The organism is Candidatus Endolissoclinum faulkneri L2 (genome assembly GCF_000319385.1).
Lineage (GTDB): Bacteria > Pseudomonadota > Alphaproteobacteria > Thalassobaculales > Thalassobaculaceae > Thalassobaculum > Thalassobaculum faulkneri.
The window spans coordinates 309,143-331,257 of the sequence record NC_019566.1; the positions used below are offsets into that span (position 1 = coordinate 309,143).

The 22,115-nt window shown below is 32.0% G+C and carries 13 protein-coding genes and 2 tRNA genes; 11 read left to right on the forward strand and 4 right to left on the reverse strand.

From position 1 onward, the window contains the following. Positions 1-695: 695 nt before the first annotated feature. Both ubiA and A1OE_RS01020 read right to left on the reverse strand, forming a co-directional pair. The gene (ubiA, locus tag A1OE_RS01015) at positions 696-1,637 is read right to left on the reverse strand and encodes a 4-hydroxybenzoate octaprenyltransferase (RefSeq protein WP_015088028.1); all 942 of its coding nucleotides are present in this window, start codon (positions 1,635-1,637) and stop codon (positions 696-698) included. Between the two features lie 347 nt (positions 1,638-1,984). Then, entirely contained in the window at positions 1,985-2,572 is a 588-nt protein-coding gene (locus tag A1OE_RS01020; protein WP_015088030.1) for an SCO family protein, read from the reverse strand. A 906-nt stretch (positions 2,573-3,478) separates the two neighbouring features. Here A1OE_RS01020 and A1OE_RS01025 point away from each other — a divergent pair. From A1OE_RS01025 to rplI, 6 genes are all read left to right on the forward strand, one after another. Beyond that, positions 3,479-3,554, forward strand: a tRNA-Ile gene (locus A1OE_RS01025). 2,480 nt (positions 3,555-6,034) lie between these two features. Further along, positions 6,035-6,107: transfer RNA gene (locus A1OE_RS01030), tRNA-Thr, on the forward strand. 1,304 nt (positions 6,108-7,411) lie between these two features. Beyond that, positions 7,412-7,798, forward strand: a complete 387-nt coding sequence (gene rpsF / locus A1OE_RS01035; protein WP_015088037.1) for a 30S ribosomal protein S6 — start codon at positions 7,412-7,414, stop codon at positions 7,796-7,798. Further along, positions 7,798-8,052, forward strand: coding sequence for a 30S ribosomal protein S18 (gene rpsR / locus A1OE_RS01040; protein ID WP_015088038.1), 255 nt, complete (start codon positions 7,798-7,800; stop codon positions 8,050-8,052). Before rpsF ends, rpsR begins: the two co-directional genes overlap by 1 nt. 58 nt (positions 8,053-8,110) lie before the next feature. Further along, entirely contained in the window at positions 8,111-9,037 is a 927-nt protein-coding gene (locus tag A1OE_RS01045) for a DUF2232 domain-containing protein (protein WP_015088039.1), read from the forward strand. 100 nt (positions 9,038-9,137) lie between these two features. After that, positions 9,138-9,626, forward strand: a complete 489-nt coding sequence (gene rplI, locus A1OE_RS01050) for a 50S ribosomal protein L9 (protein ID WP_015088040.1) — start codon at positions 9,138-9,140, stop codon at positions 9,624-9,626. A gap of 595 nt (positions 9,627-10,221) precedes the next feature. Here the strand turns inward: rplI and A1OE_RS01055 are convergent. Further along, positions 10,222-11,007, reverse strand: a complete 786-nt coding sequence (locus A1OE_RS01055; RefSeq protein WP_015088041.1) for an inositol monophosphatase family protein — start codon at positions 11,005-11,007, stop codon at positions 10,222-10,224. Between the two features lie 924 nt (positions 11,008-11,931). Here A1OE_RS01055 and A1OE_RS01060 point away from each other — a divergent pair. Next, positions 11,932-12,669: a 3-deoxy-manno-octulosonate cytidylyltransferase gene (locus tag A1OE_RS01060; RefSeq protein ID WP_015088043.1), complete on the forward strand. Its 738-nt coding sequence runs from the start codon at positions 11,932-11,934 to the stop codon at positions 12,667-12,669. Positions 12,670-13,287: 618 nt separating this feature from the next. Here the strand turns inward: A1OE_RS01060 and A1OE_RS01065 are convergent. Next, on the reverse strand, positions 13,288-14,451 hold the full coding sequence (locus A1OE_RS01065; RefSeq protein WP_015088044.1) for a DNA recombination protein RmuC: 1,164 nt from the start codon (positions 14,449-14,451) through the stop codon (positions 13,288-13,290). 1,535 nt (positions 14,452-15,986) lie between these two features. On the opposite strand from A1OE_RS01065, the gene def reads away from it, so the two are divergent. The 4 genes from def to dapF all read left to right on the forward strand — a co-directional run bounded on the left by def (position 15,987) and on the right by dapF (position 21,619). Then, complete coding sequence (def, locus tag A1OE_RS01070; protein WP_015088047.1) at positions 15,987-16,541, forward strand: peptide deformylase; 555 nt, start codon at positions 15,987-15,989, stop codon at positions 16,539-16,541. A 5-nt stretch (positions 16,542-16,546) separates the two neighbouring features. Further along, complete coding sequence (gene fmt / locus A1OE_RS01075) at positions 16,547-17,497, forward strand: methionyl-tRNA formyltransferase (RefSeq protein ID WP_015088048.1); 951 nt, start codon at positions 16,547-16,549, stop codon at positions 17,495-17,497. Between the two features lie 13 nt (positions 17,498-17,510). Next, entirely contained in the window at positions 17,511-18,266 is a 756-nt protein-coding gene (gene truA / locus A1OE_RS01080; RefSeq protein ID WP_044283202.1) for a tRNA pseudouridine(38-40) synthase TruA, read from the forward strand. A gap of 2,537 nt (positions 18,267-20,803) precedes the next feature. Next, complete coding sequence (dapF, locus tag A1OE_RS01085) at positions 20,804-21,619, forward strand: diaminopimelate epimerase (protein ID WP_237737659.1); 816 nt, start codon at positions 20,804-20,806, stop codon at positions 21,617-21,619. Positions 21,620-22,115 lie beyond the last annotated feature (496 nt).

Sequence of the window (22,115 nt, forward strand, 5' to 3'; positions counted from 1 at the left end):
TTAAACCCATATAACAATATGCCAACAAAACAATTGGCATATTGTTATATTTTTCTGAATAGAGGAAATTAGTCTAATACGTTACAAATTATTATTCTATTAGAATAGACAGATTGATCAATATAAACCCCCAAAAGAAATTACCTTATTTTCTATAATTGATTATCAATTAAAAATTTAATGGTAGAGCAGGCAGTCAATCGATTAAGGCATTCAATGAGTAATCACGATTGATAGTTTTACTCTTAACTATTTGAATCCTACTATCATAATAACAACAAGTACAATTGTCTTATAGATATAAAGTTATAGGCTTCTTAAAAGTAATAATCATTGCTATTATTTAGCCAATTTACATTGTTTTTATTAGTAGTGTTATAAGGTAAACTACTAATAAATTTTCTTGCTAACAATTTTTTAAAAATTGCTGTATACAATTATGCGATGGATTATTTTATCTTTTAGTTCTTAGTAGATGCTACATCGTAAAATTTATTTTTCGTGAATTTCTATAATTAAGATAAACATTAGAGGATATACGCTAATTTTTATGCTATATCTAATCGATTTAATAAAGTAATAAATTATAATACCAAATAAATCAAAATGAAGAATTTAAGTTAAATAAATTATTTATTAATCAATAATATTGCAATTTACAAATATAATTTTCTTAATTCAGTTATTGCTGGTTTTTAGCCTAATGTAATAGCCAAGAATATCAACATACCTGCGTTTCTATTTGCTAAAAAAGTCTGCAAACATATAAGAGGATTGTCGAGATCTACATCCCATATCTGGTATGCAAAATTAATACCAGATAAAAAAACTCCGATATAAGCTATTGGTCCTAAACCAGCGTGCCAAACACTAGCAATAAGCAAAAATACTGTAAGAGCATAAAATATACCGAGCACTGGTTTGGCTCCTTCCTCATCCAAAAGCAAAGCCAAAGAGCGAACGCCAGCTATACGATCTTCTTTCTTATCTTGATAAGCGTAAATTGTGTCATAACCTAGTGTCCAAAAGAACCCCGCTGCATAAGCTAACAAAGCGGCTGGCGAGATAGTTTCCTTCACTGCCACAAAACCAAGCAGGGTGCCCCAATTAAAGGTTAAGCCAAGCACTGCTTGTGGCCAATAAGTTAATCGCTTAGCTCCTGGATAAAAAATAACTAATGGCAACACTGATGATCCTAATACCCAAGAAGTTGGATTAAGTTGTAACAAAATAACAAGACCAACAGATAACTGAGCAGCCAGAAAAATTATAGCGCCAAAAGTCATTACCGCACCGCTAGCCAAAGGTCTATTTGCGGTGCGTGCGACCTGTGAATCGATTTTACGATCCCAAAGATCGTTCAACGTACAACCAGCTCCTCGCATTACAAATGCACCAATTGCAAATAGTAATACGATTTGCAATATATCCAGCAAAGGTGCTACCGAGAAAGGTGCCCCCATTTCCTGCCAGGCTAAAGCTATGCCCCACAAACAAGGCAAATAAAGTAGCCAGGTACCGATAGGTCGATCAATTCGGGCTAATCTTGCATAGGCTCTCCAGGAGCATGGCAGCCAACGATCAACCCAATTATCTTGAGGAATATCACTTGCGTTGGATAAAATTTTTTTATTCATAGATAAAGGATTAATTTCTTTTAAGCGAAATTAAACTATTTACCCAATTAAGTTTAACCTTAGCAAAATTAAGTCCTTCAAAGGAAGTGCTTAAAAAATACTCCTGATAAACATTATGGCCAATAGTTAATTTTTTTCAGTATGTCATGTTTAATTTCAACATAAATTTTATGCATTGCATGGAAAAGCAAAAACTATTTTTGTCAATTTGACAGCAAGCAATCGTGCTATAAAGTTTATATTTTTGAAAAATTTCCTTTTCAAATTTATCTATTGTAAAGGTAAATTACTGTATTATTTAAATAACTAATCCATCCTAAATTTTTCTAGAATTATAATAAATTAGGTCATTTATCGATATATTTTCTTAAAGTTTCCGCCATCATATCTGGATTAGTTCCGTGATTAAAATAAGTAACATAATTGCTGTTTGGATCAAGCAAATAAGTCATAGATGAGTGATCTATGAGATAGTCTGAACCAGCTTTATTATCGTTTTTGTTATAGTATACTCGGAAATCCTTGGCCACCTTAGCGATTTGTTCCGGCGTTCCGGTCAACATTGCAAATCTAGGATGAAAATAATCGTGATAACTAGCTAATTGTTTAACATTATCGCGTTGCGGATCGATTGTAATAAAAATTGGTGTTATTTTATTACTTAATGGACCAAGCTTGTTAAGCGCTTTCGTAATTACCATTAGATTAGTTGGACAAATATCCGGACAGAAAGTATAACCGAACAATACTATCTGCCAAGTACCTTTATAGCTATTTTCCGACACTTGTTTGCCAGTATGATCAATTAATTTTAGATTCCCACCTATTTTAATCTGGCCATCTTTTGCTTGCCAGATATGATATCCCGCTGTAATAGTTCCTATTAGTGTACTGGCGATTAAAGTGATAATAAAAAATAAAACCCTGTAGGACATTGGTTAACCTTTCCACTACTATAGAACAACTACGTAGTAAAAAATATTATCTGTAATGTTACAGTAAGGGCGGAACAAAGCTTGGTAAAAGCTAACATATTTCGATGATTTGCTAGCATTTATTATCTTTAAATTTGGCTAACATAGTGGTTGTACTCTATTCTAAAAGCAGACGATAAACTTTATTTTTACTCAGCGATAAAATAATTGATTGCCATCTGCATTTATTATCTACGCAATTTAAAAAATAGTTTTACATCCGTTATTATTTTATAATTTAGCAAAACTTTTAACTTAATACTGATTTTTGATCACCTTATAGCGTGTTAGTAACTTTATAAGTTTTTTGCTTTAAGAGAATTACAGTTAACTCTGGCTAGATATAATCTATCTAGCAACCAGCCTTCACTTTGGAATATTACTTATTTATTCTATAAAATTACTACCTGCCGCAAAGTAATCTTTATCAAAAAAAACTTAAAATAATTTGATGTTTAGTATATTGAATTAAATATTATTTTATTAGTAAAGTCATCTTAAAAATTTACTAATCGTAACGTAGATATCGATTAATTGAATCTTTTGCTCTGAAGACAGCACTTTGCTAAAAAGATTAATAATTAATGCCATTAAGGCGGTGTATACCACGGTAAGTCTATATTTTAATTTTAAAATATGCTTAAACGCTATTATCCTCCGTAAGGACTAGATGATAAAGCATTTATAAAAAATTTTTTGTTTAAAAAATCCTCATCTATAAGAAGGACAGTTGAGCTGATTTGTTATTAAGCTTATCTACCTTGTAGATTGAACAAAAATTTACAAATAATTCCATGTTAGAAATTTTGCTAAGTTACGCAGGATAATGACTGTATAAAGCTTGGGTTTTTAATACAATTAACGAGGGGGCCCGTAGTTCAGTGGTCAGAACGCGCCGCTCATAACGGTGTTGTCACAGGTTCGAATCCTGTCGGGCCCACCACTTTAATAAGTTTTAAACTAACTGAACTAAATGATTCAGTAAGACTGAATGTTGATTACTATAGAACAATTTTGAGCTTAAAAATTATTTGTTTGATATGAGCAAATCAAACTTAAACGCTACTACGAAATTATTGTGCATCATCTTAAATACTGGGGCAGTATTTACACGTGAGTCTTTATATTTGTAGATCCGTAAAAAGCCTATTTAATTAAGAGTTAAGCGGATTAATAATATATTTTAATTACTTAACTCAAATTAATGAAGCACTAAAATTAATTATTGCTTAATAGAATAATTAATGCTGCTATCTAATAATTGTTAACTAATTATATTTATATTTTTTTATTGAGGGTATTATTTATATAAATAATACTTTTATCATTGTTTAGAATAATCGTAAGACTCAACTATATTAAGAATACTTCAGGTAGTATAATTGATCATAGAGTAACGATGACTATTATAAAATCAACGTCGAATAGCAAACATTTCGTTTCACTATAAAAATCAACTATTCATCTCCTAAAGCAAGATCATCCAAACATAATGGAATCTGTAACAAGTTAAATTATGTTTGGATGATCAATTGTCGGCATTTTTTATTAAATTTTATGTTTTTTATTAATAGACCTTCAAAAGTTGTTATCCAAATTCCCCTAGGGCTACTGAAATAATTTATTAAGCATTGTTTTTATAAAACTTCTTTCAAAAATGAATTTATTGTTAGTACCTCAAAGGTCATCATATTTATATAAATGATAATAATATTATTATCTAACTAATAGGTGATAGTATTCCAGTTAATTTACGAACAAGTGATTATCATGCTATTTAATTGCTCGGTCAATGCCCGTATTAAAATTAATAAGTTCTTTAATATTGTTAAACGATACTTAAGAATAATAATAGATGAGTATCATTTTTAATTAACAACTTATTTAATTCAAGCTAAAGTATACGAGCTGCAAATAATAAATTGCTCAGTTGTTTATGCTAGGCTATAAAAAAATCATCTTTCACGCCACCACTGAATAATTAAGCTTGCAACTAATTATTTTATATTTGATTGGCGGCTCAATACAATACTATTTTTACTTATCGTTTTTTAATAAAATTTTTTGTTATTCCTTTCTCAAAGAATATTAGCTTATGTTATCGCTGCAAAGTTTTCTTAATCTTTAAGATTATTGCGCTGTGCAAAATTACTGCTAGTTTTTTAGCAGATAAACTGAATAAAATTTACAATATTTGCTTTAAACGTTAGGTTCATGAAGCTAATGTTTAAAGATTAAAACAGATTAATATTTACTGATAACAGAAAATATTAATGACAGCAGGTAAATAAAAAAATTTTACTGTAATTGCCTAGCAATAATATGATTAGAATAAATTAACTTGATTAATTACGGCAATAATTTTATTATGAGTAATTGTATAATGTAGTTATTAAACAATTACTTAAGGATAAAATAGCATTTATTAAATTGTACGTATTATAAATATTCACTTGAATAATATAGAATTTTAAAAATTTGCTGATAGGTTCTATCGAGAACTTTCAAATCAGCATTAATGAGAAAAATGTATTTTAAAAAAACCATAATTGTTATAATTTGTGTGACGTTTGGTCTTGGTCGGTTGCTATTTATGATAATCAGTTAATTAGGTCTTGTTGAATAAAATACGTTGTTATTTTATATGATGATTAGATAACATTCATCCTTTTTAAATCCTTACAAAGAATATAAATTTATTTCTTTATTAACGAAGATAAGTTGATCTCATTGTTAATTAAAGAAACTAATTGTTTAGCTAAAGAGGGTACTTAGAGCTATGCCTAGAAAATTTACTTCTCTTTAAACTATACTCAATGTATTGTATTACTAATACATACAGAAATAACAGAACAACATTATTTTCAGATTTTAAGCTAGAGCCTGAGATGGAAAATATTAAGAATGTATATTATTAATTATTTTGTATTGCAAGTTATTGTTAACTATATTAGTTTATATTTTTATAATAAATAATAACTGATTATTGATATGATTAAATATATTGTTTTAAGCTAATGTTTTATTAAATAGGCTATAAACTAGTTTATAAAATAATAATATTAGTTATGTTATAACTTGACTAATTATGAAGCGAAATTGCAATGAAATTACTACTATTCTCCATTTTGATTGCTTTGTTTGTTAGAACTAGCCTTATGAATAATAGATAGTAAAAACTAAGTATGCAATAGGATTGTTAATAATTATGGGTTTTGGCGTTATGGAATAAAATCTATCATCGTACATCTTTGTGAGCCAAGGTCACAAAATTATGCAGTTATATTTACAATGCCCAACAACGATACTCAATTTATAAGGTAAAATTTAAATATTTATCATTTGATATTCTACAATTGATAAACGGTGTTTTGTCAAAAAAAAACAATATCCTTTAGTTGTTCTAGTAATCTTATTTAATGCGCCGGCATAGCTCAGCTGGCAGAGCATCTGATTTGTAATCAGAGGGTCGCGGGTTCAATTCCTGCTGTCGGCATCAAAATGATAATATGTACTTTCGTAATCGAAATATTTATATCGATATAAATAAATTATGCTGCATAAACAATTGTGTGTTGTATTTATCGTTAATGGCTCTGCGATGAAATATCAATTTACTAGTATGTTATTATCCTAGAGGAAGATAAACAAAATACTTCTGCACGAGCAAGTGATTTGCTATAAACAACGTGCTTGTTTTCAGATTATGTTTGCTCTGATTAAACTGATTAGGCTAACTATTTTATTCAAGAAAAACGTTAAGTTAATTTATGCTACAATATTTAACTCATCTTTAATAAACGAGTATTTGCTATTAAGTTTCTGATCTCAGAAAGCAATAAATTGATTGCCTGCTCTGTTATAAGTTAGACAACAAAATTGTATTTTGAATACTGACTATGCTTATTAAGCATAAATAAAACGATTGTAAATTTATTTGAACAATCTACAAGGTGCTTTCAGTGTTTTAAATAAAAAATTTATAAGATTAATCAAAATAACTAGTTCTAGGTTAAGAAAATTTTATTGATTGGAATTAATTAGTTAGAGTTTTTTGATTTTATGGAAGATTTAGAATTATTTATTTATCGATTAAGTAAGCTGTGTGATGTTTAATATGTTTACGCTATTTAATTGGTCTAGTGAACATGGTTAAAAATTTATATGAAAATTATATTAGTTTCATAAACAGCTTATCATTAAGCTAATAGATAATTATTTTTTTTTTTGAACATAAAAGTTTATATATTAAGATTTATTAGTGAAATAATTGAGTAATTTTTTTTGTTTTTCGAGACGTTATTGAATACAATAAAATATTTTCTTATCTGTAGATTAGGAATTGTTAAACAACTTATAGTTAACATTTGAGGTTTTATCTAAAGTTTTAGTTTTATTGTAAAATTCTTAAGGGCTAAAAGCAATGCAATAATTAAAATTAGTGATTTTATAAACTATTAAGTTTAAGATATCTCATTAGAATCTTATTAAAATTTTTTATTGATTAATTGTGTTATGGTATTTTTATTGTTATAGGTGATAAATATTTAAATTCAGGCATTATTTACTTGGAAATTTTATATGCGTGCCTCTATACTTTTGCGGATAGGATTTTCGTAATTCAGTAAAACTATTGCTATGGCATGATTTTATATACTGTAATGACTGTTTATGAGCAATTTGAAATCTTTTAAATTTACAGTTCATAGTTAGCGCGTTTAATTTAAATAATGTTGCATAAATTAAGCTTCCTTCTTAGAGGAGGGGCTGTACTTGTGATATCCACTAAGGAGTTATGGATTGACGTACTATGAAAGCGTTTTTATCGCACGTCAGGATGTTTCATCCGCCCACGTGGAACATCTGACAAATCAGTTCGCTGAAGTGGTGGTTGCTTTAGGTGGAAAAATTAAGAAGCGTGAGTATTGGGGTTTACGCACTCTTGCTTATAAAGTGAATAAAAATCGGAAAGGGCATTATGTGCTTTTTAATTTAGATGCATCTTTCAAAGCAGTGAATGAGATGGAGCGTTTGATGCGTTTGAATGAGGACGTGTTACGCTATATGACCATCAAAATTAAACGTCTTGAAGAAAATCCTTCTATTATGATGTGTGCTAAATCTAATCGTGATCGTAGTCGTGGAGAGCGCCGCGAACGTGAATACTTCAGCAAAAGAGATACATAATGAGCCAATTACAGATTGTTCGTGCCGCTGTTCGTAGACCTTTCATGCGGCGGAGGAAGTCCTGTCCATTATCTGGGAATAATGCACCAGATATTGATTACAAGGACGTTAAGCTACTCTCTCGTTTTATTTCCGAGCGAGGTAAAATTGTGCCAAGCAGAATTACCGCTATATCTGCTAAAAAACAGCGTGAGTTAGCCTGTGCTGTTAAGCGCGCTCGTAACATAGCGCTTTTGCCCTTCGTGATAAGTTAGGGAATTAGATTGATATCTAACGGCATTATGGAAAGCTCCGATACAACGGTAGCCATTGATGAATTATGATTGGCTAACAGTTGGAATAGCAGCAACGTCCAGCGCTCTGATGGCTGTTGCTGTTAATCCTTCACCTTTTTTTGCTGTTCTTCAGTTGTCTCTAACCTCTTTGCCAATTTTTTTGGTAGGGCTAACATATGGGTCATTTCTGGGAATAACGACAGCTGTTTCTGCTTTTGTTGCATTAGTACTTTCCTTAGGTGCAGAGTCCGCAGTGTATCATGCGATATTAACTGGCGTTCCAACTGCTTTAATGATTTGGCAGGCAGAGCGAAGCTCTAGCCATCCAATGGTTTTACTGTTTACGCTGATTGCTTATGCCTGCGGAATGATAGCGCTAGCTGCTGTATATTTATCAGATAATCCTCAAGGCATGCAAGGGGTAATCGCGAACGAATTGCAGCAAGTATACGAAAAAATTTTGCTTTATGCTAATAAAGCTGGGAAATTACCGGTTACCACAAACGAGCTACACGATATGCTTTCTTCATTAGCTAGTTTACTTCCAGCTTTCGCCGCCTATGGTTGGGTGATGGCAACAATAGTTAGTGCTATTCTAGCACAGTTTGCTTTGCGCCGATTTGGAAAATCGAGTTTTTCTACACCTGACATCGCCGATTTGCGCAGTCCGCGTTGGATTACTTTTGTACTTTTAGTGGTGTTAGCCTTCGCTTATCTACCTTATGGTGTTGGTTTTGCTGCTAAAAATATGGTTCTAGTTGTATTAATGATTTTTCTATTCACTGGACTAGGTGTCATACACGCTTTTGCACGATCTAGCACTAATGGTAGATTTTGGCTTGGTAGCACTTATGCTTTACTAATAATTTTTAATTGGGTGGTGGCAGCTATGATTGTTTTGATAGGTGCTTTGGATGTGATTTTTGATTTTCGCCGGTATACTAGGTCTCCTACGCGGGAATAAATCTAAAGAGGGGTAATAAGCTATTGACTTTATAAGGCTATGGCTGAGTTAACAAATTAACCTGGAGGCGCGTAAGCAATCAAGATAAGGAATTGAGAGTATGGAAGTCATTTTGCTGGAAAAAATTGATAGTCTTGGTCAAATGGGCGATGTAGTATCAGTTAAAAATGGATATGCGCGTAACTACCTAATGCCACAAAAAAAGGCTTTACGTGCCGATCATTGGAATGTCAAGCTTTTTGAAGAACGTCGTGCTCAGCTTGAGGCTGATAACCGTGAGCGTAAAGCTAAGGCCGAGGAAATTTCACTAATCTTGAAAGATATGGTTTTTGTTTTAGTTCGTGCAGCCAGTGATACTGGTCATCTTTACGGCTCAGTTTCAGCTCGTGATATTTCTGATGCAATTACTGATGCTGGTATCAAAATCAATCGTAATCAGGTCAAATTGGATAAAGCGTTGAAGGAACTTGGGGTAGAGCTAGTACGAATTAATTTACATCCGGAAGTGAGAGTTAATGTAACTGTGAATATTGCCCGTTCTCGTGATGAGGCCGTTATCCAACTGCAGGTACATAAAGCAAAACTATAGTTTTGCTTTATGATTAGTAAAAATTAAATTTAATTAACTAATTAATAGTTTATTTTTATACGAAGGATTCTATAAATCTTAGCTACTATACTATTTCAGTCAAAACTAACAATTGAATTAATTTATTGGTTGCTCTGAGGAATTTTGCAGCGGTGGTATTTTGTGCACGGATTATGACCATCAATATCTAATAGTTATTATTATTGCTTATTAACTTCTGCTATTCGTATTGTTACACGAATAAGTTTTATAGACAGTTATGTTAAAATTTATTCTTAGATGTGCAGTCGATTGATGTATTGTGCATTTATTGAATAAATCGTTTGCAAGATAAATAAATTATAAATCATAGCCTGTACTATTAGTAAAGTGATTAAATAGTTTGCTGTTAACGGCTAAGTTTTAGCAAACTATTTCTAATAATGATTTAAATTATCCATTAATTTTTAAATTAATTTAATGATACAGCGTATCAGGTTACTTGCTATTATTTTAATTAAAAAATAGTGTCGTGATAACAAATAAAGCCATGAAGCAAACCAAGATATATTAATGCTATTGATAATAGCTAAATGGCCTTACTCTTTAGCTATTATCAATTTTTGTTGGAAAGGATATCAACCGCAGAAGCGTGTAAAGAATGATCACGAGCGGCTATAATGTGTGTAGTAGAACCAAGTTTGACCGGAACGCCATTCCAATCGGTTAGCAAACCTCCAGCTCCAGTTACCACAGCGGATGGGGCAAGATAATCGTAATCTTTGAGATTTGACTCTACAACTAAATCAATAGTACCAAATGCTAACAAGCCAAAATTATGACAGTCTCCACTAAACAATGTAAGTTTACATTTTGCTTTCAATGTTGAAAAGATGCTAGCATCTAGGCAGTTAAACATATCTGGCGAAGTAACAGCTAAAATCGCCTGATCAAGTGTTTTGTGAGTCAACTCCATTAATTTATTCCCATTCATGGTAGTAGTAATTTCTGGACCACCAATCCATCGCTCGTTTAAGATTGGGCAATCAATTAACCCAAGTACTGGATTACCAATATGCAATAGTCCGATCATAGTACCAAAGCTTGGTCGACCTGTAATAAATGCTTTTGTTCCGTCAATTGGGTCGAGCGACCATACATATTCAGCATTCAAATTCTTTGGAGCAAATTCCTCACTAGCGATACCATGATCAGGGAACTTATTCTCAATCATTGTCCTCATAATCTTTTCTATGCTGCGATCAGCTATGGTCACCGGAGTGTTATCGTATTTAATGTCAACAATATTTCGTGTGCGGAAATATTGCATAATGACAGGACGAGCTGCATTTGCTAAATCAATTGCAAAGTCTATTGCTGTTTTAAGTGTAAAATTTGCCATACGTGTTAAATGATCAAAATTTAAGATTTCTTTATAAAGCTTCTTTAATTTTTTTGCCTACTTCTAATTCTTTACTATGTATAAATAAAATGTCCCAAGAATGAAGCAAAACATAATCATATTTTAGAAGTTAGCGATCTTGTGTCAGGATATTTATCTTCTCCCTCTTATTAACTCCCTTTAGATTTAGCTGATCGATCATAAACTACTGTATGTTGTAAAAACCTTATTTAATCCAATATACGCTAAGACCTATAAAATATTTAAGATTTCTAATTTTATTGTATCATTAGCAATCCATCAAGTTTATTTCTTAAGCATAATTGCCCTCCAAATATTTTATATCTAAAAAATAATATTATAACCCAATTATTGAATAAACGAGAACTAAAAAAATTTAGCTTACTTGCGTTTATCCATCTGCCAGCCAGCATTGCTGCCATATTTAATATGAATTAGTTACTTAATAGGTCATTATCGTCAAATAACACGGAAATGCTATTAACAATTTTTCCTTTAAAGGAAAACCTCACTTTTTTTTGGTTTTTCTAGATAAGCTTGTATGCGGTTAATGCTTCTAACTCTGCCACACTGATCAGCAGGCTAATCTATCTAACATAGTATCTTAATAGCATTAAGTTGCTTGCTAGCAAAGAATTTTATAGCTTTAAATTTTGTTATTAGCTTTTAGGTTCATTCATTATACAGACTGACTTCATAGAAAAATTTTTGTTCCTATATAATTTATTATAACCAAAAATTTCACAACTCCATGATAGATAATTGCAAGTAATTGTAAATTCTTCGTTTTAATCAAGAATATCTGATGTTATGCTTTTTTCTTACTTATGTCCATGGGGTTATTGGTATAACGTAAATTTGATGTTGTTTTTTGAGTCCGCAATAATAACCATTTGTTCTTAGATGAATCCCATATTGTTGATTCCTGCTAGATTAAACTCATCACGACTACCGAAGAAAGTACTTGCCGATATTAACGGAATGCCGATGATTGTTCAGGTATTACGTAATGCGCAAGAGTTTGATATCGCTCCTGTCGTAGTTGCCGCTGATGATCCAGCAATCGAGGAGGTAATAGTGCAGGCTGGTGGACACGCGGTAATGACTGATCCTAACCTACCGTCAGGCACTGATAGAATTCATCAAGCTTTAGATAAAATTGATCCGGATGAAATTTATGATTTGATCATTAATATTCAGGCTGATCTTCCTTTTCTGGAGAGTAAAACTGTGCATGCTACTATTAGGGCTTTGACTCGAATGCCAAACGCTGACTGGGGAACAGCAGCCAGTGCAATTACAGATCCGGATCATTTCAATCCAAATAGTAGCGTTAATAAAGTAGTAACTTCGTGGGAGGCTAATGGATTATTCGGTAGAGCGTTATACTTTTCTAAGTACCCAATTCCCTGGGGTTATAGTGAAGTATTTCAGCATATTGGTCTTTATAGCTATCGTCGAGCTTCGCTCGAGAGATTTGTTACCTTACCACAATCACCATTGGAACTTAGCGAACGCCTAGAGCAACTTAGGGCCATTGAAGCTGGAATGCGTATAGAAGTTGCTCGAGTTGAAACAGTTCCTCTCAGTGTTGATACTCAACGCGGACTGGAACAGATTCGTGATCTGCGCTTGCGTTAAGAAAAATTGCTATTAACTAGCTAGTATTCATTAAACAGTGCATTCTCAAACGCACACTGAGGTTTTTGTTTATCCGATAGCCAATTATAATATTAGCCAACTAATTAAGAATCATTGGTTGGCAATATATTTAAATATATAAGTAATGTCTTTCATAATTAAGAAGATAATAGATCTTTAGTATAATTTTCATATACTTAGTATGTTTTTGGTAATCTTGTTTGAGCATTAGTATAAGCAGTATTTCTACTAAAAAGCAAAGATGTTTTTTGCGAGGACAAATTTATTTAATATAAGCTTAAGTAAACTTGCTCGACTTAGAGAACTAAGATCGCTTTACTTAAAACTATCCAGCAATTCTAAGATTAAGCGAGCGGAAAAGGCCTTACGAATAAAACAATAATTATGGTAGTAAGTTATTGCTATCGCTTTATGCAGCATTTCTTAATACTGATCTCATAGTTAATCAGTGAAGGCTTTTAAGAACCAATAAGATTCAATTATGCAAAAATTTTTTCAAGTCAAAAATCATTGCGATTAATAGTAAAAGATGTGTTGATAATAAATTATTCTTATTAGCCTAAATATTATATATCTTAATAGAATGAAAAAGTAAAATTAATCTTTAATATTAGCAATTTTTGTTCTACTTACATCTCCGATAATGGTTGGTTGCTCTAATTCCAACTCTTGAATACGTTCGCTGCGTTTTGTAATCTTTTCAGTTGAAATTCTAATCTGCCGAATATCTTCGTTTGCTTGTATAAAATGCTTGTCAAGTTTGCTTACACGCTCATCTAATCGTATTATGTCATCTAAGAGTCTGTTAACCTCATCCTGAATTACATCAGCATTCTCTCGCATGGAAGCATCCTTCAGCACTGCACGCACTGTGTTTAGCGTGGCCATCAAAGTAGTTGGTGATACGATCCATACTCGACGACGAAAGGCTTCTTGGACTACGCTTGGTAGATTTGAGTGCAGCTCAGTATATACTGCTTCGGAGGGCAGAAACATCAGGGCTGATTCTGCAGTTTTGCCAGGTATAATGTATTTTTCAGCTATAGCTCGTACATGTACGCTAACTTCTTGAGCTAAACGCCGACGTGCAGTTGCGCGCTCCTCGTCCTTCGTTGACGCTTGAAGCAAATAATATGCTTCCAAAGGAAATTTAGCGTCGATAGCAATTGTACCAGGTGGATTGGGTAGATTTAGCAAGCAATCAACCCGAAAATTGTTGCTTAAGGAAGTTTGAAAACTATAAACGCTTGGTGGCAATGCTTGAGTGATTAGATCTTTAAGTTGAATTTCTCCAAACGTGCCGCGGGCCTGTTTGTTTGAAAGTATAGATTGTAATTTATCTACTTGAATTGATAAGTCTGTCATGTTTTTTTGAGCTCGATCAATTATAGCTAACCGCTCCTTTAGATCACTAGCGGTTGATTCGATTGATTTTGATGATTTTTCTATGCCGTCGCTGATCCAGCTGTTCATATCGTTTAGTCTTTTGTCTAATTTATTTGAGAGTTCACGTTCTTGAACTTGAAGTGCTTCTGCTATGCGTGCTTGGGATATGATTTGACTATTAGCAATTTGGGCTATGCGGCCTGAGAGTTGTTCTTGGCTGGCTGACATACGTTCGGTTAGTGCCTGCTGTTGCTCATCTTTTTTTTCTAGCAGCTTATCTACTTTTGAACGATTATGTTGGGTTAGAATAAAGTAGGTTGCGATTGAAATAATTGCAGCGATAATTACTAGTAAAATAATATTTATTTCTGCCATGTTTTTAGCTTAAAATTTAATTTTTGATAAAATTTTAGTATTTATTAGCACTTGCATAAAAATTCTTCATGAGAAAATTTTGTACGAAAATATACCTATAAAAATTTATTTAATTTTTATAGCGAATGCTGTGTAACTAATTTTTATCTACCGGTAGTTACCAATATAACTAACTTTTTTTTAAAAAAACAATTATATTGCACACAATGCGTGTATATATGCTGGTATTATTTAGATAAAAATTAATTATTGATGCAATATTATAATTCTTATCTTGGTATTTGCACCGATATGTTTGGTTTACAATACAAAAACTCAATCTCCAATTGATTATTAGTGATTTAAGGCTGCAATGCAGCTTAGTTTATTAAGACTTAAAAACTAGAACTTAAATAAAGTAGGCTACACAAAATTGTTTGTGTAATGTCATCTATACATTAAAGTTAAACTTTTTTATAATTTTTTAATGTAAAATGATAATTATACTCTCAATAACTATTGCCGTAGAACAAAGCAATACTATTAGTAATATTGATAACAAAAATTTGGAATATTTGTTCTATATTATTTTTTTGTAATAATAACAAAATTATTTTTTTGTAATAATAACAAAGTTTTTTTTGGTAAAAGTAGACTTTTGCTTAATTTATCTAAATATATCAATGGTATGCTTTTAATCAGAAATAACTAATCTATCATTAGCTTAATCGAACTAAGGTGCTCATAAAGATAATTTAACTATTATTCATTTTAATAAAAAATCCTGGGCAAGATCAATGCTTTTTTTGTCATAATATTAACAAGATCGCATGCGAATATTGTACGGTTTGTTTAAGCAATTATTAATTTAACTAAATATCTGGCAGTATGCAATAATGCTTGCAATAAATCAAACATATGATTTTAACATATACAATGAGATTATTTTAAATATCAGTTGGTTTTATAATTCTTTATACAAAATTAATACCTAATTACTAACTAGTGTAACTATATTTTAGCTTATATTAGGTTAAAAGCTTATATGTTATCATATAGTTAACTTCTTGTTTTTACGCAATTGTTGTTCTGATGAAATCTTTGTAAAAAAGTTAATTTTTACTACTGATGAAGTAAAAATTAACTTTAAAAATAGATTAAGGCATAAAATTTTCTATAAATTTGTACATTAGCTTAATGTTGTTTGGAGTAGCTTAGGAGTAAATCCTACTAATTATATTTAATAAACAATCATATCACTTTATGATTTGTGGTAGTCAAGTTTTGCAAAAATATACTACTAATCTTCATGTCTTTACAGTTCAGTTTTATTTTACTGTAGTAATCAAGACAATTGATGTTTAATGATTAAGTTGATATTAACTTTACTTTTATCTAATGATTGTGCAATACTCGTAGCGTAAGCAAACCGAAATGTGTTATCTCTTTTAATAAAGTGAAATGAACTTACTTCACCTGGAAGGAGCTATCATATTCTTGAACAACAAGTAAAGTTTTTTTCATGCTTTTGATTGTAATTATACTGTCGAATAGACATGGTTATTAACATGCCAAAACAATCAATAATCTGGGCACCAGATCCTATTTTAAAGGTTAATTGCACTCCAGTAGCATTTGTGGACAAGGAGATTCTTACCCTGATGGAGGACATGCTTGAAACCATGTATGATGCGCCGGGTATTGGTCTTGCTGCCCCCCAAGTTGGTGTGACAAAGCGTGTTATTGTCCTAGATGTTTCCAAAAAAGACAGCCAGCAAGCGCCGTTATGCTTGGCAAATCCGGAAATAATTTGGAGATCATACGATAATATTACCTATGAGGAAGGATGTTTATCATTACCTGATTTTTATACGGATGTAAAGCGCTCAGCGGCGGTGAAGGTGCGTTATGTTGATCGTAATGGTCATAAGCAAGAAATCCATGCCAAAGGATTACTGGCAATTTGCTTGCAGCATGAGATTGACCATATTAACGGCATACTTTTAGTTGATAATATTTCCAGATTAAAAAGGAATATCTTTTTTAAAAAGATGATTAGAGTAAAAAAAATCATACGTAAAAATACGCACTCCGGAACAGTTACTCCCTGATTATCATGATGTTAACGAATTGTGCGCCATTGAGTATAGCTATGATGGGTAGCTCAGATTTTTCAGTACGGATTCTTCGCTCACTGGTTGATGTTGGTCATAATATTGTTTGCGTTTATATGCCACCTTCTACTTCTACGATAACTTACAAAAAAAAAAATAAGTTAACTTCGATTAAAGATGCTGCGATTAAGCTAGGTATATCTGTGCGCACACCATTTAATTTGCGCGATCCGCTTGAGCAGAAAAAGTTTTTTGCTCTTAAGGTTGATCTTGCGGTGGTTGCGGCTTATGGATTGATTTTGCCAAAAGAAATCTTGAATGCACCGCGGCTTGGTAGTATTAACGTTCATACTTCTTTATTGCCTAGGTGGCGTGGAGCTGCCCCTATTCAGCATGCAATTTTAGCTGGTGATATGAAAACTGGCGTTACTATTATGCAGATGAATTTAGGCTTGGATACTGGCGATGTGCTTCTTAGTGGTATGGTGCCTATCACGAGGAAGAGTACTTTCCAGAGCTTGGAAGGTGAATTAAGTGTTCTTGGTGCGGAGCTTATCGTTTTGGCAGTTGAAGCTTTGGCACATGGTGAGCTGATTAGTACACCGCAGGTAGAAAAAGAGGTAACGTACGCTAAGAAATTAAAGCGTGAAGACGGCAGACTTAACTTCCACTTATCTGCCATGGTGCTTGAGCGCTTAGTTCGTGCTTTTAATCCTTGGCCAGGGGCTTTTTTTGAATATAATGGCATACCTATTAAGGTGTTTGCAGCAACTGCGCTTGATGTTGGACAAATTACTAATTTTCCTGGTACTGTGCTAGATTCAGAACTGAAGGTCTCTTGCGCTGATGGAATATTTTTTCCGACGATTGTGCAGCGACCGGGAAAGAAGATAGTGAACGTAGAAGATTTTTTGCGTGGCTTTCCGATTAAGCCTGGAAGTATATTGGATTAGGAAGCGGTGCTCTTTGTCGCGCTTTAAGTTAAAAATTGAATACGATGGCCGGCCATATATTGGTTGGCAACGCCAGTCATATGGGCCATCAGTTCAGAATTTTTTGGAGAATGCTGTATTTGCCTTTTCCGGTGAGCGCGTCGAAGTTGCTGGAGCTGGGCGAACTGACAAAGGAGTGCATGCTACAGGCCAGGTTGCCCATATTCAGCTAGCCAATAATAAGTTTGACGCTAAAACAGTTATGAAGGCTATTAACGCCTTAATTCGCCCTGAACCTATTGTGGTGGTGGCAGCTGAAGAAGTAAAAGAAGATTTTCATGCGCGTTTTTCTGCTATCGAGCGTTGTTATCACTATGAAATTTTAAATAGATACGCGCCAACAGCACTTTATCGTGGTTTAGTTTGGCACGTAAAGGCTCCGCTCTTTGTGGAAGCCATGCAAGAAGCTGCCCATTGCTTAGTCGGACATCACGACTTTACCAGTTTTCGTGCTAGACAATGTCAGTCAAATTCACCTGAAAAGACCTTGGATCAATTGGATATTTTTCGCAAAAGTGAAAATCGAATCGTTATTATTGCTCGTTCTCGATCATTTCTTCATCATCAAATGCGCAATATGGTTGGCACACTCGCATTGGTAGGCATAGGCAAATGGACTTCATGCAAAGTATCTGAGGTACTAGCTGCACGTCAGCGTTCTGCAGCTGGTCCAACTGCCCCACCTGATGGATTGTACCTAACTAGTGTAAAATATCCAAATGAAAGTTAATACATTTATTAAGTGATTTACAACTTTTTGAATTAGTGGACTACAAATTAAAAATTAATTTTTTGGATACTGGTTTAGTAAATTAGTGCAAGAAAATTGCTAAGTAATAAGAAGGATTTTTCTAAATTTAACTAAACATGCAATAAATAATTACGCTTGTTATAATAACCAAATATATAGTAAAATTTTACACAATTTTATTATCACTAATACTATAAAAATTATCTATTTTAGTAGAAAATCAGCATTAATATTTCAACTTAGAATATGCGCTAACAACGACGAGCAGAGGAAAAATTCCTATAGTTTTATTCTTATGAAAATTTAGTAAAGCCCATAATTTAATTGATATTAATCATTTCATAGAATGAATTTTTAGTTCATACAAATTATTTTTCTATTCTTCTATATCTTTTCCATTCGATTTTTATCTAAAGATAATTTAATTATTGATATTGAAAGATGAAGCTGCTTGAAAATAATATTTTTAATTGCTTAAACTTTATTCAATTATCGATGCTACTCTCAATAAGCTAACATATATTATGTTTTCAAATTCTTTATAGCAAGAGATGAAAATTAATCTCGCTTTACCATGAGCTATCTATTCCTGTTAGATATGACAGGTCTTAGGCTGCAAGTTATTGCTTAGATTTAATGAAATGATAATAATAAAGGTATAACTTTATTATTATCAAAAATAACTAACCTAGTCGCATACAGTGAAGTAAGTTTATTAAAAACGATGATTTTTAAGAGTTTTAAAACATAAATCATGCAGTGAATTATATTATAATAATTAATAAATCTTTTTGTTTTAAATAGATAACCTGTACTACCTACAACTAAACTAATTGAGGAAGGCATTGTTACTTTTATTGATTATTGTACAGCCAGCAGTTAATAATGAAATATTAAGGTAGTGTTCCGAAAAGACAAAAAATTTCAATAACCGTATAATTATTTAATTAAATTCAAACCTTATTGAGCATGACATACATAAAAATTGTAGCATAAAATCAGCTGATTAATTATTTTAAATTACTTTAATTATTATCTTAAAAGTAATACAAATTTTGTAAGGATATTATTTAATCTCATATTTTATACATTAAAAATGTATTAGGCAAATATTTAATTTATCTTTAGCTAATTTATAAGTCACGCATGCAGTTTTGTTTTTTTAAAATTATTTGGCTGAGTGATAGTCATATAGCCCTGACTATATTCTCATCTATTTTTTTATCAAGTTATTTTTATTGTCGTTGATGCTTAAAAGATAGATATACTTCTTAATCAGTTGACTATAATGAATGTTCAACAGTGATTATTTTAAATTAAATAATTGATTTTGCCTGAGTTAATTATTTTTTAGATTTCGCTATAATGAAATACTTGTTTGTATCTTAATAGCCAAATTTTTCTATCTTAATTTTAGTAATTTTTTATTTTGCTTTATACTAGATGTAGTTGATGCTAATCGTCGCTAGCTAAATATAAATTAGTTCGCTACGGTAGATTGCTTTTTTGTGTGTCATAATAGTATCTTGGTGTGTAAGGATTACAATAAACGTTTTACTGTCAAAAATAAATTTGCGTTATTTAATGTACCTAAGCAATAATGATTGTTGATTGTAAAATTGGTAAAAATTAGCTTTTTAGCAAATTATGTTAATTGCTTGTTAATTAAAGTAAAATTGCTTGCTTAAAAAGCAAGCTTTATTTCAGTAAAGATTATCAACTTATCGTTGCAGATTTATTGCTATTGAGATTATGATTATAACACCAAAGAACTGACTATAAATCTGCTACTCAATTGTATACGTATCATTCTTCAGCTCACTACTAGTCTTTTCTTTAATCTAAATAACTGCAATAGGCCATCAAGTTGACGCAAATTAAGCATTAAGGTTTCCTTACTGATTATCATGCTAATAATTAAACTAGACGTGGAGAGTATTAATGTAGCGACTTAAACTAAACTTACAAACATTTATTTTGTTTTACAAAGAAAATTATTTATTTCTACCTCAATCATTAGATTATTATCAGTTATTTGATTATAGTTTAACAAACTACAATTTTATTATTTTGCACTATTATAGTCGAGATTACTTAAATCAAAGTGATAAATTTAATTCATTAAACTCGTTATGTGAAATTTATTTTATGCAAAATAGTTTATTACTATTTTGCATGTATTTGTATTATTTGTTGATAATCTCATATAATAGCTAATTGGTTCTTTTGATTATCAGGTTCCGCTGGTAGGAAGTTAAGAATTATTTTTGGCATATTGTTAATCTTATAGATTAACAATCTAGATTGCTTTAGTTTAATGTCTTCTATACCTCATCAACGATGATATGTTATATCAAAAAAAACATTATTTGATCGCGTACAGAAATATTAGTTGCAATCATTTTTATTGATGACTAGAAGTGCAAATTTTTCCAACAGAATAGATAAGCAACTGGGTATATATAAAATATTATTTTTTTCTTAAGAATATGATTAAGGAATTAGCATTTCTAAAAATGCATGGCCTAGGCAACGACTTTATCGTTGTGGACGGACGTAAATCAGAGATAGCTTTGAGCGAAGAGCACTATCGCATGATGAGCGATCGTTGGCGTGGAGTAGGTTGCGACCAGTTTCTTACTATTTTGCCACCAAAGAATAATGGCTTTGCTTATATGGAGATTCATAACCCCGACGGCTCCCAGGCGGAGACTTGCGGTAATGGAACACGATGTGTGGCACATTTGTTGATGGATGAGGTTAATGTCGACAAAATAGTATTGGAAACTATGAATGGTAGTTTAGTTTGCACGCGTTCGGCTAATAAATGCGTGACTGTATGTATGGGTAAGCCAAATTTTAATTGGAGTGATATCCCACTTGCTGTAGAGAGAGATACTCTAAAGGTAACTGTCCCAGGTGCTGAATCGTATGGCCTAGCCACCATGGTCAATATGGGAAATCCTCATGCGGTCTTCTTTGTAGAAGATATTGACATCTTAGACTTAGTTAGCATTGGTCCTTTGATTGAAAATAATTTAATCTTTCCAAAGAGATCTAATATCGAGTTTGTTAAGGTTCTATCGCATAATAGTTTGCGCGTACGTTTTTGGGAGCGAGGTGCTGGCATGACACAGGCTTGTGGTTCAGGAGCTTGTGCTACTGTAGTGGCTGGGATATTGCGCGGATTTATCACTGGTCGTTCTGCCAGTGTTGTACAGGATGGAGGCATATTGGAGGTTACTTGGGATAGTGATGGCCAAGTATATATGACTGGTCCAGTTGCAATAAGTTTTCTTGGAAAGATCGATTTGTCTATCATTAAATCCTAAATAAAGCGATTCAGTATTGTTTAGATTAGCTGTTACTCTATTCAAGTATACTTGAACAAGAGCAAATACTTTATATCGCTGCTGTATTTTGGAAGTTGATAATGTTGCCTATATGAGGTAATTTTTTACCTTCTAATGTTGAAGATGATATTTTTATATGTGACTAATAAGGAAATGTCTTTGCAATGGCTTTAGTGTTGTCTTGGCATGAATCAATGATTTGATTAATATTAGTTTAATCTTTAAATGATGGTTTAATTGTAGATTAATTATTAGTACTGATTATCTTATTTATTTCTTAGAAAACTAATTATGCTAACTATATCATAGTTTTATATTTTCTGATCAAAATTTTGCTGTTTGCCTTTACAAAGCTAATACTACAATGTAGTTTAATTTATGTTATTAAGTAATAAAATTATCTGCTGTGCTTGAGCTATCTAAATATATAGAAGAAAGCTTATTTAGTTAAAGTTTTTACATTGTCACATAGATA